At 69.2% G+C, this 25,902-nt stretch carries 26 protein-coding genes and 1 riboswitch; of the genes, 14 read left to right on the top strand and 12 right to left on the bottom strand.

Annotated elements, in window-relative coordinates:
- Window positions 1–25: 25 nt before the first annotated feature.
- Complete coding sequence (mfd, locus tag MOX01_RS07435; RefSeq protein WP_141369113.1) at window positions 26–3,601, bottom strand: transcription-repair coupling factor; 3,576 nt, start codon at window positions 3,599–3,601, stop codon at window positions 26–28.
- A 78-nt stretch (window positions 3,602–3,679) separates the two neighbouring features.
- On the opposite strand from mfd, the gene MOX01_RS07430 reads away from it, so the two are divergent.
- The 7 genes from MOX01_RS07430 (at window position 3,680) to MOX01_RS07400 (ending at window position 9,302) form a co-directional block, all read left to right on the top strand.
- A complete protein-coding gene (locus MOX01_RS07430; RefSeq protein WP_046749656.1) occupies window positions 3,680–4,243 on the top strand; it encodes a GNAT family N-acetyltransferase in 564 nt (187 codons plus the stop codon).
- Between the two features lie 77 nt (window positions 4,244–4,320).
- Window positions 4,321–5,184: an Fpg/Nei family DNA glycosylase gene (locus MOX01_RS07425; protein WP_141369111.1), complete on the top strand. Its 864-nt coding sequence runs from the start codon at window positions 4,321–4,323 to the stop codon at window positions 5,182–5,184.
- A 77-nt stretch (window positions 5,185–5,261) separates the two neighbouring features.
- Window positions 5,262–5,406, top strand: a riboswitch (FMN riboswitch).
- Window positions 5,407–5,469: 63 nt separating this feature from the next.
- A complete protein-coding gene (ribD, locus tag MOX01_RS07420; RefSeq protein WP_141369109.1) occupies window positions 5,470–6,531 on the top strand; it encodes a bifunctional diaminohydroxyphosphoribosylaminopyrimidine deaminase/5-amino-6-(5-phosphoribosylamino)uracil reductase RibD in 1,062 nt (353 codons plus the stop codon).
- Window positions 6,531–7,160 (top strand): riboflavin synthase, encoded by a 630-nt coding sequence (locus MOX01_RS07415; RefSeq protein WP_046749659.1) that lies wholly within the window; start codon window positions 6,531–6,533, stop codon window positions 7,158–7,160. Before ribD ends, MOX01_RS07415 begins: the two co-directional genes overlap by 1 nt.
- Window positions 7,157–8,425: a bifunctional 3,4-dihydroxy-2-butanone-4-phosphate synthase/GTP cyclohydrolase II gene (locus MOX01_RS07410; protein WP_058632891.1), complete on the top strand. Its 1,269-nt coding sequence runs from the start codon at window positions 7,157–7,159 to the stop codon at window positions 8,423–8,425. Before MOX01_RS07415 ends, MOX01_RS07410 begins: the two co-directional genes overlap by 4 nt.
- The gene (gene ribH / locus MOX01_RS07405) at window positions 8,422–8,895 is read left to right on the top strand and encodes a 6,7-dimethyl-8-ribityllumazine synthase (RefSeq protein WP_058632892.1); all 474 of its coding nucleotides are present in this window, start codon (window positions 8,422–8,424) and stop codon (window positions 8,893–8,895) included. Before MOX01_RS07410 ends, ribH begins: the two co-directional genes overlap by 4 nt.
- 53 nt (window positions 8,896–8,948) lie before the next feature.
- A complete protein-coding gene (locus MOX01_RS07400; RefSeq protein ID WP_046749662.1) occupies window positions 8,949–9,302 on the top strand; it encodes a hypothetical protein in 354 nt (117 codons plus the stop codon).
- 30 nt (window positions 9,303–9,332) lie between these two features.
- Here the strand turns inward: MOX01_RS07400 and MOX01_RS07395 are convergent, their stop codons facing one another.
- From MOX01_RS07395 to MOX01_RS07385, 3 genes are read right to left on the bottom strand one after another with little or no spacing between them, the layout of a single operon-like run.
- Window positions 9,333–9,470, bottom strand: a complete 138-nt coding sequence (locus MOX01_RS07395) for a hypothetical protein (RefSeq protein WP_230979364.1) — start codon at window positions 9,468–9,470, stop codon at window positions 9,333–9,335.
- 26 nt (window positions 9,471–9,496) lie between these two features.
- A complete protein-coding gene (locus MOX01_RS07390; RefSeq protein ID WP_211368729.1) occupies window positions 9,497–9,706 on the bottom strand; it encodes a hypothetical protein in 210 nt (69 codons plus the stop codon).
- Entirely contained in the window at window positions 9,703–10,200 is a 498-nt protein-coding gene (locus MOX01_RS07385; protein WP_113680979.1) for a metallophosphoesterase family protein, read from the bottom strand. The genes MOX01_RS07390 and MOX01_RS07385 overlap by 4 nt, the downstream gene beginning before the upstream one ends.
- A gap of 150 nt (window positions 10,201–10,350) precedes the next feature.
- Here MOX01_RS07385 and MOX01_RS07380 point away from each other — a divergent pair, with 150 nt between their 5' ends.
- Window positions 10,351–11,811, top strand: a complete 1,461-nt coding sequence (locus MOX01_RS07380) for an MFS transporter (RefSeq protein ID WP_046749673.1) — start codon at window positions 10,351–10,353, stop codon at window positions 11,809–11,811.
- An 18-nt stretch (window positions 11,812–11,829) separates the two neighbouring features.
- Here the strand turns inward: MOX01_RS07380 and MOX01_RS07375 are convergent, their stop codons facing one another.
- The 3 genes from MOX01_RS07375 to MOX01_RS07365 all read right to left on the bottom strand — a co-directional run bounded on the left by MOX01_RS07375 (window position 11,830) and on the right by MOX01_RS07365 (window position 13,142).
- Entirely contained in the window at window positions 11,830–12,207 is a 378-nt protein-coding gene (locus MOX01_RS07375; RefSeq protein ID WP_058632901.1) for a type II toxin-antitoxin system VapC family toxin, read from the bottom strand.
- On the bottom strand, window positions 12,204–12,455 hold the full coding sequence (locus MOX01_RS07370; RefSeq protein WP_082108764.1) for a FitA-like ribbon-helix-helix domain-containing protein: 252 nt from the start codon (window positions 12,453–12,455) through the stop codon (window positions 12,204–12,206). Before MOX01_RS07370 ends, MOX01_RS07375 begins: the two co-directional genes overlap by 4 nt.
- Before the next feature lie 63 nt (window positions 12,456–12,518).
- The gene (locus MOX01_RS07365; protein WP_141369108.1) at window positions 12,519–13,142 is read right to left on the bottom strand and encodes an HAD-IA family hydrolase; all 624 of its coding nucleotides are present in this window, start codon (window positions 13,140–13,142) and stop codon (window positions 12,519–12,521) included.
- 74 nt (window positions 13,143–13,216) lie between these two features.
- Here MOX01_RS07365 and MOX01_RS07360 point away from each other — a divergent pair, with 74 nt between their 5' ends.
- Window positions 13,217–13,423, top strand: a complete 207-nt coding sequence (locus MOX01_RS07360; protein WP_045262938.1) for a hypothetical protein — start codon at window positions 13,217–13,219, stop codon at window positions 13,421–13,423.
- 77 nt (window positions 13,424–13,500) lie between these two features.
- A complete protein-coding gene (locus tag MOX01_RS07355) occupies window positions 13,501–15,387 on the top strand; it encodes an ABC transporter ATP-binding protein (protein ID WP_141369106.1) in 1,887 nt (628 codons plus the stop codon).
- A gap of 277 nt (window positions 15,388–15,664) precedes the next feature.
- Here MOX01_RS07355 and MOX01_RS07350 read toward each other — a convergent pair whose 3' ends face one another.
- Window positions 15,665–17,527, bottom strand: a complete 1,863-nt coding sequence (locus MOX01_RS07350) for a phosphoenolpyruvate carboxykinase (GTP) (RefSeq protein ID WP_058632905.1) — start codon at window positions 17,525–17,527, stop codon at window positions 15,665–15,667.
- Between the two features lie 109 nt (window positions 17,528–17,636).
- Between MOX01_RS07350 and MOX01_RS07345 the strand changes: the two genes are divergently transcribed.
- The gene (locus MOX01_RS07345) at window positions 17,637–19,079 is read left to right on the top strand and encodes a helix-turn-helix transcriptional regulator (RefSeq protein WP_061015373.1); all 1,443 of its coding nucleotides are present in this window, start codon (window positions 17,637–17,639) and stop codon (window positions 19,077–19,079) included.
- Window positions 19,080–19,124: 45 nt separating this feature from the next.
- Here MOX01_RS07345 and MOX01_RS07340 read toward each other — a convergent pair whose 3' ends face one another.
- Together MOX01_RS07340 and MOX01_RS07335 are read right to left on the bottom strand one after the other, a co-directional pair.
- A complete protein-coding gene (locus MOX01_RS07340; protein ID WP_141369104.1) occupies window positions 19,125–20,186 on the bottom strand; it encodes a winged helix DNA-binding domain-containing protein in 1,062 nt (353 codons plus the stop codon).
- A gap of 63 nt (window positions 20,187–20,249) precedes the next feature.
- Window positions 20,250–21,692 (bottom strand): glyceraldehyde-3-phosphate dehydrogenase, encoded by a 1,443-nt coding sequence (locus tag MOX01_RS07335; protein WP_141369102.1) that lies wholly within the window; start codon window positions 21,690–21,692, stop codon window positions 20,250–20,252.
- Window positions 21,693–21,899: 207 nt separating this feature from the next.
- Here MOX01_RS07335 and MOX01_RS07330 point away from each other — a divergent pair, with 207 nt between their 5' ends.
- Genes MOX01_RS07330 through MOX01_RS07320 form a run of 3 tightly spaced genes read left to right on the top strand, consistent with a single transcriptional unit; the run spans window position 21,900 to window position 23,993 of the window.
- Window positions 21,900–22,268: a DMT family transporter gene (locus tag MOX01_RS07330; protein ID WP_046749681.1), complete on the top strand. Its 369-nt coding sequence runs from the start codon at window positions 21,900–21,902 to the stop codon at window positions 22,266–22,268.
- The gene (locus MOX01_RS07325; protein WP_058632908.1) at window positions 22,265–22,588 is read left to right on the top strand and encodes a DMT family transporter; all 324 of its coding nucleotides are present in this window, start codon (window positions 22,265–22,267) and stop codon (window positions 22,586–22,588) included. Before MOX01_RS07330 ends, MOX01_RS07325 begins: the two co-directional genes overlap by 4 nt.
- Window positions 22,589–22,646: 58 nt before the next feature.
- A complete protein-coding gene (locus tag MOX01_RS07320; RefSeq protein ID WP_141369100.1) occupies window positions 22,647–23,993 on the top strand; it encodes an amidohydrolase in 1,347 nt (448 codons plus the stop codon).
- A 116-nt stretch (window positions 23,994–24,109) separates the two neighbouring features.
- On the opposite strand, the gene MOX01_RS07315 is transcribed toward MOX01_RS07320, so the two are convergent.
- The gene (locus tag MOX01_RS07315; protein ID WP_058632910.1) at window positions 24,110–25,099 is read right to left on the bottom strand and encodes a methyltransferase family protein; all 990 of its coding nucleotides are present in this window, start codon (window positions 25,097–25,099) and stop codon (window positions 24,110–24,112) included.
- A gap of 72 nt (window positions 25,100–25,171) precedes the next feature.
- A complete protein-coding gene (locus tag MOX01_RS07310; protein ID WP_058632911.1) occupies window positions 25,172–25,882 on the bottom strand; it encodes an alpha/beta fold hydrolase in 711 nt (236 codons plus the stop codon).
- Window positions 25,883–25,902 lie beyond the last annotated feature (20 nt).

The raw sequence follows: 25,902 nt of genomic DNA, 5'->3' as shown, positions 1-25,902 counted from the left end.
CGACGGCACTGCCCGGGGCCCCGCGCTACTCGGCCTTGACCGGTTCGGGGAAGATCGCCGTGAACAGCTGTCCGACCCACTCGAGCAGTTGCGCATCGGGCAGGGGTTCGAGCCCCACGCCGACTGCAGCAGGGACCGTGGGCATCGGCACGACCAGAGCCTCTCCCCCGGAGACGAGCTTCGCCTTCGGGTACAGACGCTGCAGCCGCACCTTGATCGAGTCCTCGAGCCGCGCGGGCGCGATGCGCAGGTTCGACCCCATCACCACGACGTCCGTCAGCCCCGCCCGTGCCGCACGACGACGAAGGCGCGAGACGGCCAGCAGCCCTTCGACCTCTTCCGGCGGAGTGCCGTAGCGGTCGACGAGCTCTTCGACGACGAGGTCGATGGCATCGTCCTTCGCGGTCGCAGCGGATGCGGCGGAGAGCTTCTGGTACGCCTCGAGGCGCAGCCGCTCACTGTCGATGTAGTACTCGGGGATGCGCGCGTCGAGGGGCAGCTCGAGCCGCAGCTCCTGCCCGGTCTCGACCTCGTCGCCGCGGAAGGTCGCCACGGCCTCGCCGATCATGCGCAGGTACAGGTCGAAGCCCACGCCGGCGATATGACCGGCCTGCTCGGCACCGAGCATGTTGCCCGCACCACGCAGCTCGAGGTCCTTGAGCGCGACCTGCATCCCCGAGCCGAGTTCGTTGTTGACCGCGATCGTCTGCAGACGGTCGGCGGCAGTCTCGCTCAGCGGCTTCATCTCGTCGTACAGGAAATAGGCGTAGGCGCGCTCTCGCCCACGACCGACGCGGCCGCGCAGCTGGTGCAGCTGGCTGAGTCCGTACTTGTCAGCGCGGTCGATGATGATCGTGTTCGCGTTCGCGATGTCGAGTCCGGTCTCGATGATGGTCGTCGACACGAGCACGTCGAACTTGCGCTCCCAGAAGTCGTCGACGACCTGTTCGAGCTGGTGCTCGGCCATCTGACCGTGTGCGACCGCGATCCTGGCCTCCGGCACCAGTTCGGCCAGCTCGCTCGCGACCCGCTGGATCGACTGCACCCGGTTGTGCACGAAGAACACCTGGCCTTCGCGCAGGATCTCGCGTCGGATCGCCGCCGCCATCTGCTTGTCGCTGCGGGGACCGACGAACGAGAGGATCGGATGCCGGTCCTCCGGTGGCGTCGCCAGGGTCGACATCTCGCGGATGCCGGTGACCGCCATCTCCAGTGTGCGCGGAATCGGGGTCGCGCTCATAGCGAGGATGTCGACGTTCGTCTTCATCTTCTTGAGCGCGTCCTTGTGCTCGACGCCGAAGCGCTGCTCCTCGTCGATGATCATCAGGCCCAGGTCCTTGAAGATCACCTGATCGGTGAGGATGCGGTGGGTGCCGATCACCATGTCGACCGAGCCCTCCAGCAGGCCCTGCAGGGTGAGGCGCGCCTCCTTGTCGGTCTGGAAGCGCGACAGCGGCCGCACCTTCACCGGGAAGCCCGCGAAGCGCTCCGTGAACGTCTCGAGGTGCTGCTTCACGAGCAGCGTCGTCGGCACGAGCATGGCGACCTGCTTGCCGTCCTGGATCGCCTTGAACGCGGCACGGACGGCGACCTCGGTCTTGCCGAAGCCCACATCGCCCGAGAGCAGACGGTCCATCGGGATCGGCCGCTCCATGTCGGCCTTGATCTCGTCGATGGTCTGCAACTGGTCCTGGGTCTCGGCGAACGGGAAGGCTTCTTCGAGTTCGCGCTGCCACGGGGTGTCGGGGCCGAACGCGTGGCCCTTCGCGCTCATCCGGGCGGAGTAGAGCTTCACGAGCTCGACGGCGATGTCGCGGACGGCCTTGCGTGCTTTGCCCTTGGCCTGCGACCAGTCGCTGCCGCCCATCTTCGAGAGCGTGGGGGCCTCGCCACCGACGTACTTCGAGAGCAGGTCGAGCTGATCCGTCGGAACGAACAGCTTGTCGCCGGGGTACCCGCGCTTGGAGGGCGCGTACTCGAGCACGAGGTAGTCGCGGATCGACTTCGTGGCGTTGCGTCCGCCGGTGGACACCTCGCGCTTGGTCATCTCGACGAAGCGGCCGATGCCGTGGGTGGCGTGCACCACGAAGTCGCCCTGCTTGAGCTGCAGCGGGTCGACCACGTTCTTGCGGCGCGATGCGAGCTTCTTGACCACGCGCTGGTCGCCGCCGATCGTGCGGCCGTAGAACTCGTTGTCGGTGAGGACCGCGAGCTTCGCCTCCGCCACCTGGAAGCCGGCTTCCACGGACCCGGTGACCAGCGTCGCGACGCCGCCCTCCGGTGCATCGCCGAGCGTCTCGACCACTCGGGCGGCCAGGCCGCGGTCGGCGAGCACGTCGCGTGCGCGGTCGACCAGACCGCCACCCGCCGCGATCACGACGACGCGCCACCCGTCGGTCAGCTTCGCCTCGACGAAGGAGATCGCGCCGTCGACGTTGCCGTGGAAGGACGGGATGACGGCGGCGCCGAGGTTCGTGGTGTCCGCGTCGCCCTCGCCGAGCCCGGCTCCGAACGGGCTGAGCCGCCACCACACGCCGTCCCGATCCCGCACGACCTCGCGCAGCTCGGCGATCGTCAGGAAGTCGCCGGCACCGAGGTCGATGGGAGCCGACGCCCCCGAGGTCGCGGCGCTCCACGCGGCATCGAGGAACTCGCGATTCGTGTCGCCGAGGGTGATGGCACGCGCGCTCGAACGCTCTGGGTCGATGATCGCCGTGGCGCTGCCGACGGGCAGGTACTCGGCCAGCGACTTCAGCGGCCCTGCGACGGCGGGGAGCAACGACTCCATGCCCTCGACCGGGATGCCCTCGGCCATCTTCTCGAGCATTCCCGAGATCGCGGGGAAGCCTCCGACCAGGGCACGGGCACGATCTCGGACCTCGGCGGTGAGCAGCAGCTCGCGGGTGGGAGGCAGATCGACACCGGTGACGTCGCCGGGCAACGAGCGCTGATCGGCGACCGAGAACGCGCGGATCTGATCGATCTCGTCGCCGAAGAACTCGACGCGATACGGATGCTCCGACGTCGGAGGGAAGACGTCGAGGATGCCGCCGCGCACCGCGAACTCTCCGCGACGGGACACCATGTCGACGCGCGAGTAAGCGCGCTCGACCAGCTGCTCCACCGCGAGGTCGAGTTCGTTCCCCCTGCTGCCGACGGCGAGTTCGAGCGGGGCGATCTCTCCCAGGTTGCCCGCGATCGGCTGGAGCGCGGCGCGCACGGATGCCACGACGACGAGCGGGTGATCGCCCGACCACTCGGCGATCCGGCGCAGGGTCTGCAGCCGCTGGCCGACCGTGTCGGGGCTCGGGCTGAGCCGCTCGTGCGGCAACGTCTCCCAGGCCGGGAAGGTCAGGACATCGGCCTCCGGAAGGTAGGCGTGCATCGCGAGCGCGAGGCTCTCCGCCCTCCTGCCCGTGGGGACGACGGCGAGCAGGGCGGCGGGGTGCCCTGCCGCGGCGCGCTTCTCGAGCAGCCCGGCGAGCGCGGGCGCATCGAGCCCGTCGACCAGGCCGAGATCGGCGTCGGTGCGCGCCCAGCTGAGGGCATCGCGGTACAGAGACGCCTCTTCCAAGGCGCGCAGAATCCCCGGAACAGTCACCGGACAAGACTAGTCGCGCCCACCGACACTCCGGCCGCTCCGCGTTCGCAGGGGCATCGTTCTCCCTAGGCTGTCGGGATGGAATCCGTCGTCCTCACCACCGAACGCCTCGTCCTCCGCGCCCCGACGGAGGCGGACATCGATGCGATCACGGATGCCTGCCAGGACCCGGAGATCCCGCGCTGGACGACCGTTCCGAGTCCGTACGGTCGCGAGGACGCCGCAGAGTTCGTGCGCATGGTCGCCGCGCAGTGGGACACCGGGTCGGAGGTCGTCTGGGGCATGTACGCGGATGGCGAACTCGTCGGCATGATCGGTCTGCACAACATGACCGAGCACTTCACCGGCGCGACTGCCGAGCTCGGCTACTGGGTGACGGAGGCGGCCAGGGGCAAGGGCTATCTCGCAGAGGCGGGGAGGGCCGTGGTCGACTGGGGGTTCGTCGGACTCCGGCTGGTGCGCATCCGCTGGCAGGCCGTCGCGGGCAACGTCCCCTCCGCCCGCGCTGCGCGCGCACTCGGCTTCCGGTACGAGGGACTGCAACGGCAAGCGCTCACGGGCCCGCGCGGCCGGGACGACGGCTGGATGGCCGGGCTGCTGCCGAGCGACGACCGCACGCCGGTGGACTGGCCCATCCTCTGAGGTTCGTGACCGCGCGGCGAGCGATGACCTCGGCAGCCGAGGGTGACAGTGTCGGCGGCCGATGACAGGATGAACGCATGCCGGAGATGCCGGAAGTCCAGGGGCTGTCCACCTTCCTCGGCGAGCGCGCCGTGGGGCACACGATCGCGCGCGCCACCGTCTCGGCGATCGCCGCGCTGAAGACGTACGATCCGCCGATCCATGCGCTTCAGGGGCAGGCGATCACGGCGTCCACCCGTCTCGGCAAGTTCGTCGTGCTCTCCTGCGGCGACGAACTGCACCTGGTGTTCCACCTCGCGAAGGCCGGCTGGCTGCGCTGGTACGAGTCCCTCCCCACGACGCTCATCAAGCCGGGCAAGTCGCCGATCGCCCTGCGCGTCGCGCTCGACGACGGGAGCGGGTTCGATCTCACGGAGGCGGGCACGAAGAAGTCGCTCGCGGTGTATGTCGTCCGCGATCCGCAGGAGGTGCCGGGCATCGCCAGGCTGGGACCCGATCCGCTCGACGAGGCGTTCACGCGCGAGACGTTCGCCGCCCTGCTCGACGGCCGCCGCATGCAGATCAAGGGGCTGTTGCGCGACCAGGCGGTCATCGCCGGTATCGGCAACGCGTACTCGGACGAGATCCTGCATGCCGCTCGCATGTCGCCGTATGCGATCGCCGACACGCTCGACGGTGCCGAGATCGATCGCCTCTTCGATGCCATGCGCGAGACGCTCACCGAAGCGGTCGCCGAAGCCTCCGGCAAGCCACCGGCCGACCTGAAGGATGCGAAGCGCCGTGGGATGCAGGTGCACGCCCGCCGGGGGGAGGCCTGCCCGGTGTGCGGCGACACGGTCCGCAGCGTGTTCTTCGCCGACCGCTCGCTCGAGTACTGCCCCACCTGCCAGACGGGCGGCAAGGTGCTCGCCGACCGGCGACTGTCCCGGCTTCTCAAGTGACGGCGAGCGCGTGGCGCACCCGGATGCATGTCTTGGAATGAAATCTGCGCAGATGCGTTGACTACACTCAGATCAACAACGTGCTCCGGGGTCGGTGGGAATCCGAACCGGCGGTGACAGTCCGCGAGCGTCTCGAGAGATCGAGATGCCGATCCGGTGGAATTCCGGGACCGACGGTGATGCGAGGGAGACCTCGCTAGTCCGGAAGGGAGGCAGCACGAGACGCATACGTGCGTCCGTTCCGCCATCCCTGCCCGAATCCGGAGCCTCAGAGGAGGACGACGGATGGCAGTGAACGCGGCAGAGCGCACCGCGATGGACCGCGCTCTCCATCTCGCCGCACGCGGGCCCCGCGGGGCGAACCCGCAGGTCGGCGCGGTCATCCTCTCCCCCGACGGCACCGTGCTCGCCGAGGGCTGGCACCACGGCGCCGGCACTCCGCACGCCGAGGTCGACGCTCTCTCGAAACTCGCTCCCGGCGAAGCCGAAGGCGCGACGGCCGTGGTCACACTCGAACCCTGCAACCACACCGGCCGCACTGGCCCCTGCGCCGTCGCCCTGATCGAGGCGGGCATCTCACGGGTGGTCTACGCTCTCGACGATCCCGGCGCGGTGTCCGGGGGCGGCGCGGAACGTCTGCGCACTGCCGGCGTCGAGGTCGAGTCCGGCGAACAGGCGGATGCCGCGCACGCCCTCATCGCCGGATGGCTGACCGCCCAGCGACTCGGCCGTCCGCACATCACCGTCAAGTGGGCCCAGAGCCTCGATGGCCGCGCCGCCGCCGATGACGGGTCGAGCCGGTGGATCACCGGATCCGCAGCCCGCACCGACGTGCACCATCGCCGGGCAGCGGCCGATGCGATCGTCGTCGGCACGGGAACGGTGCTCTCCGACGACCCCGCTCTCACGGCCCGCGACGGTGACGCTCTGCACCCGCATCAGCCGATCCCCGTGATCATCGGAACGCGGCCCACACCCGCCGCGGCAGCGGTGCATCGCCACCCGCAGACGCCCCTGTTCTTCGACACCCGCGACCTGCATGCCGTCGCGGCCGACCTCCATGCCCGCGGCGTGCAGAGCGTGTTCGTGGAGGGCGGCCCGACGCTCGCCAGCGCCTTCATCGCGGCGGGGCTGGCCGACCGGGTGCTCGCCTACATCGCGCCCGTGCTGCTGGGCGGACGCCGGCTCGCCCTGACGGAGATCGGCGTCGGATCCATCGGCGAGGCGCGCCGCCTCGTCGTCGACGAATGGGTACCTCTCGGCGAGGACCTGCTCGCCGTCGCACACCCCGCGGACGCGGCGGACCCTGCGCAAACCACGAACCCCCAGAGCGAAGGAGCCGCCTGATGTTCACCGGAATCATCGAGGAGATGGGCGAGATCACCGCGATCACCCCCGCGGGCGACGGCTGGCGACTCACCGTGCGCGCGCCCCGCGCCGCTGCGGATGCCGTGCACGGCGAGTCGATCGCCGTCTCCGGCGTGTGCCTGACCGTGGTCGGCTCGACCGCGGACACCTTCGACACCGACGTGATGAAGCAGACGCTCGATGTGGCCGCGATCGGGTCGGCGACCATCGGCACCCGCGTGAACATCGAGAAGGCCATGCCGGTGGGCGCCCGACTCGGCGGACACATCGTGCAGGGCCACGTCGACGGGGTCGGCGAGGTGCTCGAGGTGCGGCCCGGCGCGCAGTGGAGCGTGCTCCGGATCAGTCTGCCCGCCGATCTCGCCCCACTCGTCGTCGACAAGGGCTCCATCTCGGTCGACGGCACCTCGCTGACGGTGAGCGCCGTCAGCGCCCCTGCGGACCCCTCTCCGTGGTTCGAGGTCTCGCTGATCCCCGAGACCCTCGCCGCGACGACCCTCGGCGTCCGCGCCGTGGGAGACCGCGTGAACCTGGAGACCGATATCCTCGCCCGCCACGTGGAACGCCTCCTCGCGTTCCGGGCTGCACCGGAAGGAGGCTCGCGATGAGCCTTTCCACGATCGACGAAGCCCTGGAAGCCCTGCGCGCCGGGCGACCCGTCCTCGTCGCCGACGATGAGAACCGCGAGAACGAGGGCGATGTCATCCTCTCGGCAGAGCTCGCGACGCCGGAGTGGGTGGCGTGGACCGTGCGCTGGTCGTCCGGTTTCATCTGCGCCCCGATGCCCGCCGACCTCGCCGACCACCTCAACCTGCCGCCGATGGTCGCCGCCAGCGAAGACGCCCGCTCGACCGCCTACACCGTGAGCGTCGACGCCGCACAGGGGGTCACCACCGGCATCAGCGCCCATGACCGCGCCCACACGCTGAACGTGCTGTCGAACCCGGAGTCGACGTCGACCAGCATCATCCGCCCGGGCCACGTACTGCCTCTGCGGGCGGTCGACGGCGGCGTGCGCGAGCGCAGCGGCCACACCGAGGCCGCCGTCGAGCTCATGAAGCTGGCGGGGCTCCGCCCGGTCGGAGCGATCGCGGAGGTCGTCGCGGAGGACGGCAGCATGATGCGCCTGCCCGGACTCATCGAGCTCGGTGCGCGAGACGGCGTACCCGTGATCACGATCGAGCAGCTGATCGCCCACCTGAACGAGATCGACCCCGATGGCGCGACGCCCAGTGCGCACCGCGGACGCCGCGTGAGCCTGCGCGCCGACGCCACCGTCCCGACCACGCACGGCACGTTCCGCTTCCTCGCGTACAAGGACCGCATCACCGGCACCGACCACATCGCGGTCGTCTCCGGCGAGCCTGGCGACACCGCGCTGGTACGCGTGCACTCGGAGTGCCTGACCGGCGAGGCGTTCGGGTCGCTGAAGTGCGAGTGCGGCCCACAGCTCGACTCCGCACTCGACGCGATCGAGAAGGAGGGCGGGATCGTCATCTACATGCGCGGCCACGAGGGGCGAGGGATCGGCCTGATCAACAAGCTGCGCGCCTACAGCCTGCAGGAGGAGGGCCTCGACACGGTCGATGCCAACCTCGCTCTTGGCCTGCCCGCAGATGCGCGCGACTACGCCGCGGCGGCCGGCATCCTCTCGGACCTCGGCGTATCGAAGGTGCGTCTGCTGACGAACAACACCGACAAGGTCGCGCAATTGCGCGAACTCGGCCTCGACGTGATCGAACAGGTGCCGCTGATCGTCGGAGTGGGTCCGAACAACCACCAGTACCTGGAGACCAAGCGTGACCGGATGGGTCACATCATCGGCGAAGCAGACCTCGCAGAGGCACTCGCCCACGGAAAGGACGACGAATGAGCGGCGCAGGAGCACCCGAGACGGGAAACATCGACGGGCGGGGTCTGAACGTCGTCATCATCGCCGGCACCTGGCACGAGACGATCTCGAACGGCCTGATCGCCGGGGCGGAGCGCGTGCTCGACGCCGCCGACGCCACGCACCGGCTCGTGCGCGTGCCCGGCTCCTTCGAGCTCGCGATCGCCGCGCAGGCCGCTTTCGCCGGGGGAGCCGACGCGGTCGTCGCGCTGGGCGTGATCATCCGCGGCGGAACCCCGCACTTCGAGTACGTCTCGGCGGCGACCACCGACGGCCTCACTCGGGTCGCACTGGATGCCGGCAAGCCCGTCGGCTTCGGCGTGCTGACTCTCGACGACGAGCAGCAGGGACTGGACCGCGCGGGGCTGGCGGGCTCCAAGGAGGACAAGGGCGCCGAGGCGGCCGATGCCGCCCTGCGCACCGCTCTCGTCACGAGGGAGCTCCGCGGCTGAGGTCAGCCTGCCCTTGCTAGCGCAGGAGGGCTCCACGCTCGTACGGTGAGGGCATGGAGACCCTGCGTCATATCGTCGTGTTCATCCACCTGATCGGCTTCGCCGTGCTGTTCGGCGCCTGGGCCGCGCAGGCCTTCGGCGGTAAGCGCCAGATCACGAAGATCATGGACTACGGTCTCGCGATCGCCGGTGTCGCAGGTCTCGCCCTCGCCGCGCCGTGGGGCATCGACTACGACCTCAACTACGTGAAGATCGGCGTCAAGCTGGTCGTGCTGGTCATCATCGGCGCGCTCCTCGGCATCGGTTCGGCGCGACAGAAGCGCGGAGACGCCGTGCCGCCGGCCGTGTTCTGGCTGATCGGCATCCTGGCACTCCTGAACGCGGGACTCGCCGTCATCTGGCGCTGACCGCACACGTCGACATGACGCCCGGAGCGCTCAACGCTTCCGGGGAGGCGCTGTGCTCCCTCTCACGATGAGCTCCGTTCCCACCAGCGGCGTCTGCGGTCGGTCGAGACCGGCCGACCCGGCACCCTCGAGTTCCGCGAGCAGAGCGTCCACCGCGAGTGCGCCCACGCGCTCGGGGTGCTGCTGCACGGTGGTCAGCGGCGGCCAGAGCTGAGCAGCATCGGGCGTTCGCCGTGGCGGAGGTCGACCGCGACGAGCGCGTCCGTCAGCCCCTCGGGGGCGGCATCGAGGCGTCCACCCAGCCCGCACACGCCGAGGACGAGAGCACGTTCGACCGCGGCTCCTGCGGGAACCCGGTCGTCACGCGAACGCATCGGCGCGCGGTACACGGGAACATCGCTCACGGCAGCGTCACCAGCGTGACCTTCACCGCGGCACCGTCGATCTCGGCCCACATCATCGTGCGGGCGGGCTGTCGTCGACGGTCGGTCGGCGACCCGGGATTCAGCAGCCGCATGCCCGCCGGCGACACGGTGTCCCACGGAATGTGGGAGTGCCCGAAGACCAGCAGGTCGACGTCGGGAAAGGCCTCGTCCATGCGACTCTCGCGCTGCCGCGACGGCCCCGTCTCGTGCACGACGGCGACGGCGACGGCTTCGACGGCGAAGCGGGCGATCTCGGGGAGCCGCGCGCGCAGCTCATCGCCATCGTTGTTGCCGAACACGCCCTGCAGCATGCGTGCCTTGGACGCGAGCAGGTCCAGCGTCGCCTCGTCCACCCAGTCGCCCGCATGCACGACGATGTCCGCCTCGTCGACCGCCCGCAGGACGGCTTCCGGCAGCCGCTTCGCCCTCTTCGGGACATGCGTGTCAGCGAGCAGCAGCATCCTCGTCGCCATGGTGTCCTCCCCGCGTTCCGCCTCCCCGACTCTACGCACCGCACGCGCTCTCCGGGATGACACGCGACATGCGCGTACAGCAAACACTCAGGAAGGCGTAAACTCGCCCGAGTCCCTTGGTATACCGGGGACTCGATCGGAGGAACACACATGAGCACTGCCACTGCGCCGGCGAATCCCCGCTCGCGCGTCATCACCGCGAGCCTGGTCGGCACCACGATCGAGTTCTACGATTTCTACGCGTATGCGACGGCGGCCGTGCTCGTGTTCCCGGTGCTGTTCTTCCCCACCGGCGACGACACGACATCGCTCCTCTCCTCGTTCGCCGTCTTCGGCGCCGCGATGGTCGCCCGACCGATCGGCGCTGTGGTGTTCGGCCACTTCGGCGACAAGTTCGGACGCAAGGCCACGCTCGTGGCATCTCTGCTGACGATGGGCATCGCGACCTTCGTGATCGGTCTGCTGCCGACCTACCAGGACATCGGCTGGTGGGCGGCACTGCTGCTGCTGATCCTCCGCCTCGCGCAGGGCTTCGCGCTCGGCGGCGAGTGGTCTGGGGCGGCCCTGGTCGCGACCGAGAACGCCCCGAAGGGCAAGCGCGCCTGGTACGGCACCTTCCCGCAGTTGGGAGCCCCGCTCGGGTTCATCATCGCGAACTTCCTCTTCCTCGCGATCAACTGGCTGCTGCCGCACGCCGACAACCCGGCACTGAAGTCCGAGGCGTTCCTCGCCTGGGGCTGGCGCATCCCGTTCCTGTTCTCCGCCGTGATGGTCATCATCGGCCTGTGGGTGCGGCTCAAGCTCGTCGAGTCCGACACCTTCAAGAAGGCCGAGACGAAGGGCGTGATCCGCAAGCTCCCGCTCGCGACCGTGTTCCGCCACCACTGGAAGCAGCTCATCCTCGGCACGTTCATCATGCTGGCGACGTACGTGCTGTTCTACCTGATGACGAACTTCACCCTCGCCTACGGCACCAAGCCCGCGTCGCTGGAGACGGCTTCGGCTGCGGCGAAGGCGGCGGCCGAGGCGACCGGCGCCTCGTTCGATCCCACCAAGTTCGCAGCGCAGTTCTATCCGGGACTCGGCTTCGGCTACACCGACTTCGTGCTGATGCAGATCATCGGCGTGGTGTTCTTCGGCGTCTTCACCCTGCTCTCGGGTCCCATCGCCGATGCGGTGGGCCGGCGCAAGCTGCTGCTGTGGGTCACGGGAACCATCATCGTGTTCGGTCTCACCTTCAACGCGTTCCTGCTCCCGGCGATCGACCCCAAGTTCACGGGTGCGCTCACGCAGGCGTTCCTGGTGTTCGGCTTCATGCTGATGGGCGCCACGTTCGGGCCCATGGGAGCCCTGTTGCCCGAGCTGTTCCCGACGAACGTCCGGTACACGGGGTCGGCCATCGCCTACAACGTCTCCTCCATCCTCGGCGCGGCGGTGGCCCCGCTCATCGCTCTGAAGCTGTGGGAGGTGGCCGGCGGGGCGCCATGGCTGGTCGGTCTGTACCTGTCGGCGATGGGTGTGCTGACCTTCATCGCGCTGATCCTCTCGCCGGAGACGAAGGACCACGACTACGACGACGACCTCGGCGTGGCCGCAGCCGTCGAGCTCTAGTCCGCCCGAGGGCGGGGATCAGAGGACGATGACGTCGCAGTAGCGTGCGGCCGATTTCGCGAGTCGACGGTCGAGCGTCAGCAGAGGCACGCCGAGCGCCTCCGCCAGTGCGACGTACCCGGCGTCGTAGGCGGAGATCTCGTCGCGCAGCATCCAGACCCTCGGGATCAGACGACGCAGAGGATGGCGGGTGATCTCCAACTCGCTGAAGGCATCCAGCGCCTCGCGCGCGATGTGCGCTGGGAGACGATGGTGGATTGCCTGCCGCCGCAGGACGGAGAGCACCTCGATGTCGAGACCGGCATGCGCATGGAAAATGTCGCCGCCCAGCCACTCCTCAGTACCGATCACCGCCTCGATCGCAGCCGAGGCGTCGAGCACCGCTCCGGCGCTCACCGATCGTGCTCAGCATCCCGGTCGGCGCGCGCCGCGTCCCGCGCCTCGAGGACCTGGTCTCGGGTGAGGGCACTGCCGCGCGCGGCAGCCCTTGCTCGGGCCGCCGCGACGATCTCCGCGTTGGTCCTGTACTGCACGAGGCTCGTGAGCTGAGCGGCGACATAGTCGGAGAGGGACATGCGCTCTGCGGCGGCTCGCTCCTTGAGCCGTGCGTGAACGTCGTCCGGAAGGTTTCTCACCTGCAGCATCCGACTCATTTTTCCAGCGTCGCATGTTCAGCACATGCGGTAAAGAGCCATCTGTGGATAACTTCAGCCGGCGAGGAATCCCTCGATCGCGGCGATCGTCGTCGCGTTGTCGACATGCCGCACGGCGCGGATCCCGACCGCTTCGGCTCCGTGGACCGACACCTGGTGGTCGTCGATGAACAGCACGTCTCCCGGCTTCGCCCCCATGCGCTGGAGCGCACGCAGGTAGGCCTCACGTTCCGGCTTGTTGACGCCCTGCTCGTGGCTGTAGCAGATCGGATCGAAGATCTCGGAGAACCCGAAGCGGCGTTCCTCCTCCTCTCGCGCGCCATCGGCCGAGTTGGAGAGGATCGCGGTTCCCGCGCGCGACGAGAGGGTTCGCGCGTACTCGATCAGTTCCCCGTTGGCGGTGCCGCAGTACGCGTCCCAGAAGTCGGCGCGCATGGCGCTGCGTTGCGCGGCATCGAGGTCGAGCGCTGTGCTCACCGCGTCCCAGAAATCCGACTCCGTCCCCGTGGTGACGTCGATCGCGGGAAGATGGGCGGCCGCGATGCGCGCATCGAAGACACCGCGGTCGAGACCGCTCGCCACCTGCCAGCGATCCCACCACTCCTGCTGCCATGCGTCGTCGTCGACGACCTCGAGAACTCCACCGATGTCGAACAGGACCCACTTCTTCGAAATCATCGCCCCAGACTGTCACGTCAACATGTATTGACTTCCCGGCCCGCGTCAACGAATATTGACGCAGGAGGTTCATCATGACACTGCCGACGGCAATCGCCCAGGACGACGGGAGCGAGCCGCTGGCCGCCCTGCACCGCCTCGCCGAGGTGCGGAAGGAGGTCGCCCGCGCCGAGGAGGCGAACGTGCGTCGCGCACGCAACCTCGGCTACTCGTGGCAGGCCATCGCCAGCGCTCTCGGTGTGAGCAAACAGGCGGCCCACCGCCGTTTCGGCCGCTCCTGAAGCTCTTACAGCCACTCCATAGGATCCGACCGCGAACGAAGTACGGTCGAAGTACCATCTCCAGATAGAGGTCCCGCATGTCCGGTTCGGCGACAGCACGCCGTCGCGGACGTGGCGCACAGCCCGAAGGCCCCCGCGCGACGTTCCGCCAGCTCCTCCCCTTCCTCTTCGAGCACAAGCGCACCCTCATCGTGGTCGCCGTGCTCAGCGTCATCGGCGCAGCGACGTCGCTCGTGCAGCCGCTCCTCGTGGGTCAGGTCATCGAAGCCGTGCAGTCCGATACGGGGATCGGGATCCTCGTCTGGCTCCTGGTCGGCTTCGTGATCGTGTCGTCGATCATCTCCGGCTTCCAGCACTACCTGCTCCAGCGCACCGGCACCGCCGTGGTGTATTCGAGCCGTCGCAAGCTGATCGCCCGCATCCTGCACCTGCCGACCTCCGAGTTCGACGCCCGCCGCACCGGTGACCTCGTCTCACGCGTCGGCACGGACACGACGCTGCTGTACGCCGTGCTCACCCAGGGCCTCGCCGATGCCGTCGGCAGCGCAGTGCTCTTCGCCGGAGCACTGATCGCGATGCTCGTGATCGACCCGATCCTGCTGCTGCTCATCGTCGTGGTGATCGGCATCTCGGTCGCGGTCGTCGTGATGCTGAGCGGACGCATCCGCACCGCATCGACCGCCCAGCAGGAGAAGGTGGGTGAGCTCGCCTCCGGCGTGGAGCGTGCCGTCGGCTCGATCCGCACCATCCGCGCCTCCGGGGCGACCGAACGCGAGACCACCGCCGTCACCGCCCTCGCATCAGACGCCTACGGGATCGGCGTGCGCATCGCCAAGATCTCCTCCATGGTCGTGCCCGTCTCCGGCATCGCCCTGCAGCTCTCGCTGCTGGTGGTCCTCGGCGTCGGCGGCTTCCGTGTGGCGGCCGGAGCGATCACGATCGCCTCCTTGATCTCGTTCATCATGTTCCTGTTCCTGCTCGTGATGCCCTTGGCCACCACGTTCGGCGCCATCACCTCGGTGAACCAGGCCCTCGGTGCGCTCGGTCGCATCCAGGAAGTGCTCGATCTGCCGACCGAGTCGCAGGACGACGAGAAGATCGCCGCGTCGCTGCCTCGCGAGACGCCGACCCCCGACGCACCGGCCATCGAGTTCCGCGACGTGCGCTTCCACTACCCCGCGAACGTCGTCGCAGCCCGTGCGGCCGCAGCCGAGGAGGCCCGGACCCTGCTCGCGGATGCACACCTGGAGTCCGCAGAGGATGCGACGGCCACCGTGCAGGACCACGAGGTGCTCCGCGGCGTGTCCTTCGCCGTGCCCCACGGCTCCCGCGTCGCCCTCGTCGGCCCCAGCGGCGCCGGCAAGAGCACGATCCTGTCGCTCATCGAGCGCTTCTACGACCCGACGGGTGGCTCGATCCGCCTGCACGGCCACGACGCGCGCACGTATCCGCGCGACGAGCTGCGCGCCCACTTCGGCTACGTCGAGCAGGACGCGCCGACGCTGGCCGGCACTCTCTCCGAGAACCTGCGGCTCGCCTCTCCCGAGGCGACCGACGCCGACTGCGAGCGCGTGCTGCGCGCCGTGAATCTCGGCGACGTGCTCGAGCGCAGCCCCCTCGGGATCGAGGCTCCCGTCGGCGAGGACGGCGTGATGCTCTCCGGCGGTGAGCGTCAGCGACTCGCGATCGCCCGCGCGCTGCTGACCGACGCCCCGATCCTGCTGCTCGACGAATCGACGTCGTCGCTCGACGGTGTGAACGAGCAGCGCATGCGCGAGGCCATCGATGCGGTCTCCACCGACCGCACGCTCGTGGTCATAGCCCACCGCCTGTCGACGGTCGTCGACAGCGACCTGATCGTGGTCCTGCAGGACGGCGTCGTGGTCGGCCAGGGCACGCACGCCGAGCTCGTGGAGTCGACACCGCTGTACCGCGATCTCGCCCGGCACCAGCTGCTCGCCTGATCCCCACCCCACCCTCGCCCCCACCCCCACCCTCGCCCCGCCCCGCCCCCCGCGGCGTCGAGACCCATCGTGCTCGTCGAGACCCATCCTCCCCCACGCTTGGGAGCGTGGGTCTCGACGACGAGCGTGGGTCTCGACCAGCGCCCGAACAACACGAAGGCGGGACGTCGGAGACCACTCAGCCATGGGTTCGTCTCTGATGTCCCGCCTTCGCGGGTTTGCAGGGCACGAGGCCCTGAGGGTGCCGGCTCCCCCGAACCGGCACCGGTCTGGGGAACTACGCCTTGTCGAGGCGGTAGCGCAGCGAGGCCAGCTCGGCGCGCAGCGCCGCCGGAACCTTGTCGCCGAAGGTGTCGTAGAACTCCTCGGTCAGATCGGCCTCGGTCTTCCACGCCTCGGCGTCGACGGAGAACAGCTCGTCGAGGTCGGCGGCGGGGATGTCGAGTCCGTCGAGATTGAGGTCTTCCACGCGCGGCAGGCGTCCGATCGGGCTGTCGACCGCGGGCACGTCACCGGCGATGCGGCGGATGATCCAGTCGACGACGCGCGAGTTGTCGCCGAAGCCCGGCCACAGGAACCGGCCGTCGTCGCCGCGGCGGAACCAGTTGACCTGGAAGATGCGCGGTGCGCGGTCGAAGCGCAGACCGCGGCCCACCTTGAGCCAGTGGCCGAAGTAGTCCGCCATGTTGTAGCCGCAGAACGGCAGCATCGCGAAGGGGTCGCGGCGGAGCTCCCCGACCGTGCCTTCAGCGGCAGCCGTGCGCTCGGACGAGATGTTCGAGCCGAGGAACACGCCGTGCGTCCAGTCGGTTGCTTCGACGACGAGGGGCACGTTGCTCGCGCGGCGTCCGCCGAACAGGATGACGTCGAGCGGGACGGCCTCCTCCCAGTCCTCGGAGATCTGCGGGCACTGAGCCGCCGACACCGTGAAACGGGAGTTGGGGTGCGCGGCAGGGCGTCCCGACTCGGGGGTCCAGTCGTTGCCCTCCCAGTCGATCAGGTTCGCCGGTGCCTCGTCGGTCAGGCCCTCCCACCACACGTCGCCGTCGGGGCGGAGCGCGACGTTGGTGAAGATGGTGTTGCCCCAGAGCGTCTCGACCGCGGTGACGTTGGTCGATTCGCCGGTGCCCGGTGCGACGCCGAAGAAGCCCGCCTCGGGGTTGATGGCCCACATGCGACCGTCTTCACCAGGACGGATCCAGGCGATGTCGTCGCCGAGGGTCTCGACGCGCCAGCCCGGGATGGTCGGACGCAGCATGGCGAGGTTCGTCTTGCCGCAGGCCGAAGGGAAGGCCGCAGCCACGTGGTAGGCCTTGCCCTGCGGGTCGATCACGCGGATGAGCAGCATGTGCTCGGCGAGCCAGCCCTCGTCGCGGGCGATCACCGAGGCGATGCGCAGCGCGAAGCACTTCTTGGCGAGGATCGCGTTGCCGCCGTAGCCCGAGCCGTACGAGTAGACCTCGAGCGTCTCCGGGAAGTGCACGATGTACTTGTCGTCGTTGCAGGGCCACTCCACGTCCTGCGCACCCGGCGCGAGCGGGGCACCGACCGTGTGCACGGTCTTGACCCACGGCGCACCCTCGGCGATCTGACGCGTGACGGCATCGCCGACGCGGGTCATGATGCCGATCGAGGCGACCGCGTAGGCGCTGTCGGTGATCTGCACGCCGATGTGCGAGAGCGGGCCGCCGACGCGTCCCATCGAGAACGGGACGACGTACATGGTGCGCCCACGCATCGATCCCTCGAAGATCTCATCCATCTTGGCGTGCATCTCGGCCGGAGCCGCCCAGTTGTTCGTGGGGCCAGCGTCCTCCTCGCGCTCGGAGGCGATGAACGTCCGCCCCTCGGTGCGAGCGACGTCGCTGGGGTGCGAGCGCGCGAGGTACGAGCCGGGTCGCCACTCGGGGTTGAGCTTGATCAGCTTGCCCTCGTCGACCAGTCCGCGCAGCAGCCAGTCGTTCTCGGCCCGCGAGCCGTCGACCCAGTGCACGGAGTCGGGCTGGGTGAGCGCCCGGATCTCCTCGACCCAGGCGGCCAGCTCGGCCATGGCAGGAGTGTCATACGTCGGAGCCGCCCCGAACGTGCGCGTCGGGGAGACGGGAGACGTGCGAGGGGTGAGGACTTCGGCCATGGCCATGACTGCTCCTTAGAAGTGTGGGGCGTTGCACCTATCTTCTTCCGGTTCGAACGCGACTTTCGGCCATTTCAAGCGATAAGAACTGGAATTCTTTCGCTAGACTCAAGGAATGGCGTCCTCCGGCATCCACCTCACGACCCTCGGCCACCGCATCCGTCACCACCGACTGGAGAACGGTTACACGCTCGATGAGCTCGGCGCGCTGGTCGGCGTCGCCGGCTCGCAGCTGAGCCTGATCGAGAACGGCAAGCGCGAGCCCAAGCTCTCCCTCCTTCAGGCGATCGCGCACGCGACCAAGACCGAGGTGACCGATCTCATCTCCGGTGAGCCGCCGAACCGGCGTGCCGCGCTCGAGATCGCCCTGGAGCGCGCGCAGGAGAGCCCGGTGTTCCGGCAGCTCGGCGTCGCCCCCGTGCGCGTCACCAAGGGGATGAGCGACGAGACGATCGAATCCGTTCTCGGCCTGCACCGGGAGTTGGAGAGGCGGGAGCGCGAGGCGATCGCGACCCCGGAGGAAGCACGCCGCGCCAACACCGAGCTGCGGCTGCGGATGCGCGCCCAGAACAACTACCTCCCCGAGATCGAGAAGCTCGCCGAGAAGCACCTCAAGGCTGCGGGACACGTGCAGGGTGCACTCACCCACCGCACCGTGAGCATCATGGCCGAGAAGCTCGGGTTCGAACTGATCTATGTCAACGACCTCCCGCACTCGACACGGTCGGTCACCGACCTCGAGAACGGGCGGATCTACCTGCCGCCGGCCTCGATCCCCGGCGGTCACGGCCTGCGCTCGATGGCGTTGCAGGCGATGGCGCACCGACTTCTCGGACACACCCCGCCGACCGACTACGCCGACTTCCTGCAGCAGCGCCTGGAGATCAACTACTTCGCCGCATGCTGCCTGATGCCGGAGACGGCTTCCGTCGCGTTCCTGCAACAGGCGAAGAAGGACCGCAACCTCGCCGTCGAGGACTTCCGCGACGGCTTCGGCGTCACGCACGAGGCGGCGGGCATGCGCATGACGAACCTGTTGACACAGCACCTCGGCATGGCGCTGCACTTCCTGCGCGTCGACTCCACCGGGGCGATCACCCGTGTGTACGAGAACGACGACCTGCCGCTGCCGATGGATGTGACCGGTGCCGTGGAGGGACAGCGGGTGTGTCGCAAGTTCCAGGCCCGCGCCGCGTTCACGCAGCAGAACCGCACGGTGGAGCACCACCAGTACACCGACACCCCGTCCGGCACCTTCTGGTGCTCGACGCAGACCGGGTCGTCGACCGACGGCGAGTTCTCGGTGACGGTCGGGGTGCCCTTCGACGACGCACGGTGGTGGCGTGGACGCGAGACGAACGACCGCGCGGTATCGACGTGCCCCGACGAGTCGTGCTGCCGTCGCCCCTCGGCCGAGCTGAGCGATCGGTGGAGCGGACGGGCCTGGCCGAGCGCGCGCGTGCACACGCACATGTTCTCCCCTCTCCCCCGCGGCGCGTTCCCGGGCGTCGACGACAACGAGGTCTACAGCTTCCTCGCCCGCCACGCCAGCGAGTAGGCGCCACGCCAGCGAGTAGGGGCGGGTCGGGCTCGGGCGGGCGTCTCAGTCGTCGGCGAAGCGGGCGAACCGCGCGAGGGCTGCGGCCACGACCTCGGGATCCTCTGGCGCCTCGAAGAGCTCCGGCGGTGCACTCCTGGTCGCGCTCGCATGCGACCAGGAGCCGATGACGCGGCCCTGTTCGACGATCGTCGGACGCACCATGCCGTTCTTCCCCGGCCCGATCGCCGCCAGATACGCCGGGTCGCATACGGCCGTGCGATCGGCGTAGGAGATGTAGTACTCGTCGAACGCGCCGAGAGCATGGACCGACGCGGCGCCGCTCGCCCGATGCGGAGGCCGGCACGCGACGAAGAGCCCTTCGTCGACCTCTTCGACGCTGGAGGCCGCCCACTCTGCCGCCTCACGCGACTGACCCAGAGTGAGGCCCGACCACCACGCGAAGTCGGCGACCCCGGCAGGACCATGGCCGTCGACGTAGCGGACGAACAGCTCGGCGAGCGGATCGTCGGGTGCTGCGTGCTCGCGGATGTGCTCCTCCACGAAGACGAAGCGCTGTTCGCGGGCGACACCGGCGCGGGCCACGACCGGTCCCTGGCAGATCAGCCCGGCGATCGTGAGGGTGAACAGCAGGTGGATGCCGCGCTGACCGGAGGGGTCGATGCCGATCCCCTCCAGCACCTCGAACACCTCCGCACGCGTGCACCCGCCATCGCGCAGGCGCGGTGTCAGGGCGCGAACGGCAGCGGCGACCATGTCGTCGTCGATGCCGAGGTCACGGTGACGGGTGGCTGCCTGCTGCCGCTGCCGCCCGGCGGTGACCTGGAGCATCCAACCGAGGTCTCGCGCCGGGACGGTGTGCAGGGTGCCGCGCATCGTCCACGCGCGCACGATGTCGCCCCGGTCGAAGGCCCGGTCGACGTCGCGCAGTGTCGGCTCACCGCGGGTACGCACGGCGAGCGCCCACCGACCGGCCGTGAAGTCCTGACTCTGCACGGCGAGCATGTGCTGCGCCGCAGCCGTCACGGTGCGCGCCGGAGCGGTCAGGCGATGCGAACGGAGGCGTTGTGAACGGAGACGGTCGGTGCGCTGAGCCGCGGTCTTCATGACCTCATCATGCCGGGTACTCCGGACGATACGACGAAACCCGGCGAACGGCGAGACTCAGCCCTACAGGGTCACCTCGCGGCGCTCCGGCAGCACGATCGGGTGCGAGCCCGCCATGACCTCGAGCACACGGATGACCTGGCAGGAGTATCCGAACTCGTTGTCGTACCAGACGTACAGGATGAGGGTGTCCTCGTCGGCGATGGTGGCGAGGCCGTCGACGATGCCGGCACGGTGCGAGCCGACGAAATCGGTGGAGACGACGTCGGGGCTCTCCACGTAGTCGATCTGCTGACGGAGCTTGGAGTGCAGCGAGACGCGGCGCAGGTAGTCGTTGACCTCGTCCTTGGTCGCGGGACGCTCGATGGTCAGGTGCAGCACCGCGAGCGACACGTCGGGCGTCGGGACGCGGATCGAGCTGCCGGTGAGCTTGCCCTCGAGCTGCGGGAGCGCCTTGGCCACGGCCTTGGCCGCCCCCGTCTCGGTGATGACCATGTTGAGCACGGCCGAACGTCCGCGTCGGTCGCCCTTGTGGAAGTTGTCGATCAGGTTCTGATCGTTCGTGAACGAGTGCACGGTCTCCACGTGCCCCTTGACGACGCCGTACGCCTCATCGATCGCCGCGAGCACCGGAGTGATGGCGTTGGTCGTGCAGGACGCGGCCGAGATGATGCGGTCGGAGTCGGCGATGGTGTCGTCGTTGATGCCGTGGACGATGTTCTTGAGCGGGCTCTTGCCGGGGGCCGTGAGCAGCACGCGGGCGACGCCCTTCGACTGCAGGTGCTGGGAGAGCCCCGCCTCGTCGCGCCAGCGTCCGGTGTTGTCCACGACGATCGCGTCGTGGATGCCGTGCGCGTTGTAGTCGATGGTCGCCGGGTCGTCGGAGTAGATCACCTGGATGCGGGTGCCGTTCGCGATGATCTGCTCGGCATCTTCGTCGACCGTGACCGAACCGGCGAAGCGGCCGTGCACGGAGTCGCGCAGCAGCAGTGACGCGCGCTTGACGAGATCGTTCTCGGCACCGCGGCGGACGACGATGGCACGCAGACGCAGCCCGCTCCCGCCTCCCGTGTGGGCGATGAGGATACGAGCGAGGAGGCGGCCGATCCGCCCGAACCCGTAGAGCACGACGTCGGTGGCCTCAGCGGCGACAGCTCCCATGGCCGGAGCGAGCACATCTGCGAGATAGGCCTCCAACGGCTGACCGCTCTCCGCGTGGCCGGCGACCAGGCGGGCGACGTCGAGGGAGGATGCCCCGGGCGCGAGAGCATGGATCGCTTCCAGCACCGCAAGGCTGTCCTCGATCGGCAGACGCTCGTGACCGAGCTGGGCGACACGCTCGTGCACCTCGACCAGCCCCGTCGCCGACAGGCCGAGCAGACGATGCCCGTGGAGCGACGTGACGACGTCGTGCTCCCGTCGGAGCGCCCCGATGAGCGGGATCATCCGCTCCGCCAGCTCTTCGCTCTCTGTCCAGTCGTCGCGGTGTGCCGCGGAATCGTTCATCTGCGTCCTTGCATGTGTGAGCGCGCGCCGAGGTCGCCGGCGCGCGAGTTGCCGGGTGGATCGGGGGATGCATCCAGCGTACAAGTCGCAGGAACACGTGCCGAATCCGACGGCTGCGGACCGGGGTCGAGCAGGCCCGGCTTCTCGCGGGAATCCCCCGGTCACCCGTCGCGTTCTCCCCCTCGGACGCTCCACGAAAGGCTCGCGATGACCCCCAGCCCCCGCCGCTCGGCATGGCCGCCCCTGCTGCTCGCGATCGCCCTCGAGGTGAGTGCGACCCTCTCCCTCCGCGCCGCCGAGGGGTTCACGCATCCGTTCTGGCTCGTCGTCGTGGTGCTCGGCTACACGGGGTCGCTCTGGCTGCTGTCGGTCGTGCTCGACCGCGGCATGGCCGTCGGCGTCGCATACGGCATCTGGTCGGCGATCGGCGTCGTGCTCACCGCCGCGCTCGGCACGGTGCTGTTCGGCGAGCTGCTGGGACCGGTGCAGATCGTCGGCGTCGGCGTGATCGTGGTCGGCGTGCTGCTCGTCGAACTCGGATCCCATACGCGCGATACGACGGAGGCGACGTCGTGACCTGGGTGTTCCTCGCCCTCGCGATCGCGAGCGAGGTCACGGCGACGCTGAGCCTGCGCGCATCCGAGGGCCTGCGCCGTCGCCGCTGGATCCCCGTGATCGTCGTCGGCTATCTCGCCGCCTTCACCCTGCTCGGCACGATCCTCGCGATGGGGATGCCGGTGGGCGTCGCCTACGGGATCTGGGCCGCCGCCGGTGTCGCGCTGACCGCGGTGCTCGGGCGGGTGATCTTCAAGGATCACTTCTCGGCCATGATGGCGATCGGCGTCGCGCTGATCGCGGTCGGAGTCGCGATGATCGAGTTCGGCGGCGGCCACTGACGACAACGCGCCATGAGCTTCTCCTCGGCAGCAGTTTTGCGTCTACACTGGTGGAATAATGACACAGTCACTCCACGGCGACGATGCCGACCTGATCATCCGCGGCGGCCGCATCCGCACCCTCGACCCTTCCGACACGATCACGGAGTCGCTCGCCGTCCGCGACGGGGTGATCGTCGCTCTGGGTGCGGAGGCGGAGGCTCTGGATTCACGCGCGGTGATCGAGCTGGACGGGCGCACCGCGATCCCCGGCATCAACGACGCCCACCTGCACGCCGCATGGCTGGGGGCACGGTGGCCGCATCTCTTCTTCTCCGACACACCGCCGGAGGAGCAGCCGTCCGGACGGCTCGTGTCGACGTCGGAGGAACGCCGGTCGGCGCTGCGACGCGCATGGGCACTGCTCGCCGAGCTCGGCATCACGAGCTACACCGAGCCGGGGATCGGCCCCGGCGAAGACGACGGCGAGACCGGATGCTTCGGCTCCGACATGCTCGACACCTACCTCGAGCTGCATCGCGAGCGCGCCCAGACCTCCCGCGTGACCCTGCTGAGACTGTTCGGCACGATCGACGGCGAGAGCACGCTCGACGACTTCGAGCGCGGGGTGCGCATCCCCGCACCGCCCTCCGACCCTCGATGGCTCGCGATCCCCGGCGTGAAGATCTTCGCCGACGGCATCCCCCCGATGGCGACCGCCTGGGTCGATGAACCGTACGCCGACGGCACCACCGGCGGACTGCTCACCCGCGGCGAGCCCGACGCCCGCACCGCGTTCCGACGCATGCTCGAACTGGCCTCTGCCCGCGGGCTGCAGATCGCGGTGCACGCGACGGGAGACCGTTCGATCGCCGAGTTCCTGTCCGTGCTGGAGGGCCTGCACGCACAGCACCCCACGCCGTCGGGTCCGCACTACGTCGTGCACGGCGATCTCGCCACGACCGAGCAGATCGCCAGGATGGGGCGCATCGGCGCGGGGTTCGCGGTGCAGCCGCTGATCGCGGCGCACACGCACTCCTGGGCGGCGATGCAACTGGGAGAAGCCAGACTCGCCTCCGCATGGCCGCTCGCCGAGATGCTGACCTCGGACGCGCTGACCACGATCACGAGCGACTCCCCCGTCGCGAGCCCGGACTGGCGGCTGGGTCTCGACGCGTCCCTCGCGCTGCTCACCGCCGCGGGCGCCACGGACGACGCGGGCACCAGGAACCGGCTGCTGCGCTCCGTCACCGTCGACCCTGCTCGACAGGATGGCGCCTCGACATGGAAGGGCTCGCTGGCCATCGGCATGGTCGCCGACGTCACCGTCCTCGATGAGGACCCCCTGACGCCCGGCCGCGACCTCGCGACGATCGGCGTCGCCCGCACGATCGTGGACGGGCGCACGGTCTTCTCGCGCGGCTGATCCCGAAAGCGATGCACGAAAACGGCGGGCGGCATGTTCACGCATGCCGCCCGCCTCTGATCCCCCTCGGACCAGTCGTGTGCCCCGGCGCCGGTCACCCGGCGCCGGGACGAGTCTCACACCGCAGTCGCCACGAGCACCCGCGGGCTGCCGGGCAGCGCGACCTTGTCGCGCACCGACCAGCCGGCGTCGGCGAGCCATCCGCGCACCTCGGTCTCGGGATAGACGACGGTGCCGTCGATCACGAGGTACTCGCCCGCGTGCAGGGCGTCGAGCCCGCGCTGCTCCACATCCTCGTCCAGGAAGAAGTCGAGCACGGTCAGGGTCGCGCCGTCGACGGCAGCCGCCCGCAGGTTGCGGAAGATCTGCGCATTCTCCTCGGCGGAGAAGCGGTGGATCACGTGGTTCGCGAAGACCGCGTCGTACTCTCCCTCGGGAGCGGTGGTCGCCGTGTCGCCGACCTCGACCGTGGCACGCTCCTGCACTCCCGCAGCTGCGACCGCGTCGGCGATGCCGTCTTCGAAGCCGGGAGCGTAGAGGAACGTGGTGTGCAGCTCGGGGTTGTCCGCCATGACGGACAGCGCGAACTCGGCGGACAGGCCGCCGAAGTCGAGCACCCTGGTCGCACCGTCGAGGTCGACGTGACGGCCGAACTCCTGCGCGTGCAGACGGTTGTACGTCATGACGCCGGCCATGAAGGTCGCCCAGCGGGCGTCGTCCATCTGCAGGTCGCCCGGCTCGGTCGTGTCGACCGTATGCGCGAACTGCAGCCAGTGCGGGTAGCTGATCTCGTCGAGGAACGTGAGGAAGGGAGCGAGGTCGATCGCCGCCTCGTCGCCGACCAGGTACGCGGCGGCATCCTCGGCGAGCGCGTAGCGTCCGCCGGTCCTGGTGAGCAGGCCCTTGGCGGTCATCGCATCGGCGAGCAGCGTCGCGATGCGCTCGCTGACCGCGCACCGCTCGGCGATCGCGGCCGCCGTGTCCGCCCCGTCGGCGATCGCGGCGAACAGGCCGATCCTGCTGGCCTGGAAGAGCTGCTTGGAGGCCATGTAGCCGGTGGCGATGTCGAGGATCCGCGCCGCGTCGGCGGTGGGGGTTTCGGTCATGAGCGAGCCTTTCGAATTATCTACGAATGTTGGAAATAAAGATCATGATTGAAGCCGGATGTCGAGGGGGCTTCAATCCGCGAGGAACTCCCGCACCGCGGTCCGGAACCCCGGTGCGTGCAGGGCCGCGAGATGGTCGCCGGGAACGCGCCGTGTCCGCGCATCGGGTAGCAGCGCCGCGAGGTCGTCGATCCCCGCCGCCATCCCGTCGTCGACTCCACCGATCAGGAGGACCGGAACACTCGGCCCGCCGCGATCGGCGACGAAGGGCTCCGCCGCCAGACCCTCGATCAGATCGAGCAGGTCGGCAGGACGGTTGCCCGGCATCGACACCATGCCGAGGATCATGCCCGTGAGCGGATCCCTCGGCGCGCTGCCGTCCGCGAGGGAGGCTCGCGCGGCCGGGAGGTCGACGAAGGAGAAGGGCTCCCCCGCGCTGAGCCCGCCGAGCACGAGCCGCCGAACGGCGATGTCGTGACGGGACGCGAGGTCCCATGACAGCCGCGCCCCGAGCGAGTAGCCGACGAGGTCGACCTCCTGCTCACCGACGGCCGCACGGATCGATGCGGCGATGGCGTCGGTCACGGCCGATGTCGTCGCGGTCCCGAGCGCGATGCTGTCGCCGTGAGCCGGAAGGTCGATCACCACACGCGGTCGATCGCCGAGAACGGCGTCCCACTCGCTTTCGGGCCAGTCCAGACGCCCCCTCGAGGCCAGGCCGTGCAGGAACACGACAGGACGCCCCGCTCCCGGATGGTGCGAGACGGACAGTGGTGCGGTCATGAGGCGCCTTCCTCTCGAAT

Origin of the sequence: Microbacterium oxydans (assembly GCF_006540085.1) — a bacterium.
Classification (GTDB): Bacteria; Actinomycetota; Actinomycetes; order Actinomycetales; family Microbacteriaceae; genus Microbacterium; species Microbacterium oxydans.
The sequence above is the reverse complement of the archived record's forward strand: the minus strand, read 5'-3'. Positions and strand labels throughout refer to the sequence as shown.

What these genes read in the sequence shown, in the direction of transcription:
- MOX01_RS07430 (WP_046749656.1), top strand. Translation starts at nt 3,680, where the DNA reads ATGGAATCCGTCGTCCTCACCACCGAACGCCTCGTCCTCCGCGCCCCG.
- MOX01_RS07425 (WP_141369111.1), top strand. Translation starts at nt 4,321, where the DNA reads ATGCCGGAGATGCCGGAAGTCCAGGGGCTGTCCACCTTCCTCGGCGAG.
- ribD (WP_141369109.1), top strand. Translation starts at nt 5,470, where the DNA reads ATGGCAGTGAACGCGGCAGAGCGCACCGCGATGGACCGCGCTCTCCAT.
- MOX01_RS07415 (WP_046749659.1), top strand. Translation starts at nt 6,531, where the DNA reads ATGTTCACCGGAATCATCGAGGAGATGGGCGAGATCACCGCGATCACC.
- MOX01_RS07410 (WP_058632891.1), top strand. Translation starts at nt 7,157, where the DNA reads ATGAGCCTTTCCACGATCGACGAAGCCCTGGAAGCCCTGCGCGCCGGG.
- ribH (WP_058632892.1), top strand. Translation starts at nt 8,422, where the DNA reads ATGAGCGGCGCAGGAGCACCCGAGACGGGAAACATCGACGGGCGGGGT.
- MOX01_RS07400 (WP_046749662.1), top strand. Translation starts at nt 8,949, where the DNA reads ATGGAGACCCTGCGTCATATCGTCGTGTTCATCCACCTGATCGGCTTC.
- MOX01_RS07385 (WP_113680979.1), bottom strand. Translation starts at nt 10,200, where the DNA reads ATGGCGACGAGGATGCTGCTGCTCGCTGACACGCATGTCCCGAAGAGG.
- MOX01_RS07380 (WP_046749673.1), top strand. Translation starts at nt 10,351, where the DNA reads ATGAGCACTGCCACTGCGCCGGCGAATCCCCGCTCGCGCGTCATCACC.
- MOX01_RS07370 (WP_082108764.1), bottom strand. Translation starts at nt 12,455, where the DNA reads ATGCTGCAGGTGAGAAACCTTCCGGACGACGTTCACGCACGGCTCAAG.
- MOX01_RS07365 (WP_141369108.1), bottom strand. Translation starts at nt 13,142, where the DNA reads ATGATTTCGAAGAAGTGGGTCCTGTTCGACATCGGTGGAGTTCTCGAG.
- MOX01_RS07360 (WP_045262938.1), top strand. Translation starts at nt 13,217, where the DNA reads ATGACACTGCCGACGGCAATCGCCCAGGACGACGGGAGCGAGCCGCTG.
- MOX01_RS07355 (WP_141369106.1), top strand. Translation starts at nt 13,501, where the DNA reads ATGTCCGGTTCGGCGACAGCACGCCGTCGCGGACGTGGCGCACAGCCC.
- MOX01_RS07350 (WP_058632905.1), bottom strand. Translation starts at nt 17,527, where the DNA reads ATGGCCATGGCCGAAGTCCTCACCCCTCGCACGTCTCCCGTCTCCCCG.
- MOX01_RS07345 (WP_061015373.1), top strand. Translation starts at nt 17,637, where the DNA reads ATGGCGTCCTCCGGCATCCACCTCACGACCCTCGGCCACCGCATCCGT.
- MOX01_RS07340 (WP_141369104.1), bottom strand. Translation starts at nt 20,186, where the DNA reads ATGAAGACCGCGGCTCAGCGCACCGACCGTCTCCGTTCACAACGCCTC.
- MOX01_RS07335 (WP_141369102.1), bottom strand. Translation starts at nt 21,692, where the DNA reads ATGAACGATTCCGCGGCACACCGCGACGACTGGACAGAGAGCGAAGAG.
- MOX01_RS07330 (WP_046749681.1), top strand. Translation starts at nt 21,900, where the DNA reads ATGACCCCCAGCCCCCGCCGCTCGGCATGGCCGCCCCTGCTGCTCGCG.
- MOX01_RS07320 (WP_141369100.1), top strand. Translation starts at nt 22,647, where the DNA reads ATGACACAGTCACTCCACGGCGACGATGCCGACCTGATCATCCGCGGC.
- MOX01_RS07315 (WP_058632910.1), bottom strand. Translation starts at nt 25,099, where the DNA reads ATGACCGAAACCCCCACCGCCGACGCGGCGCGGATCCTCGACATCGCC.
- MOX01_RS07310 (WP_058632911.1), bottom strand. Translation starts at nt 25,882, where the DNA reads ATGACCGCACCACTGTCCGTCTCGCACCATCCGGGAGCGGGGCGTCCT.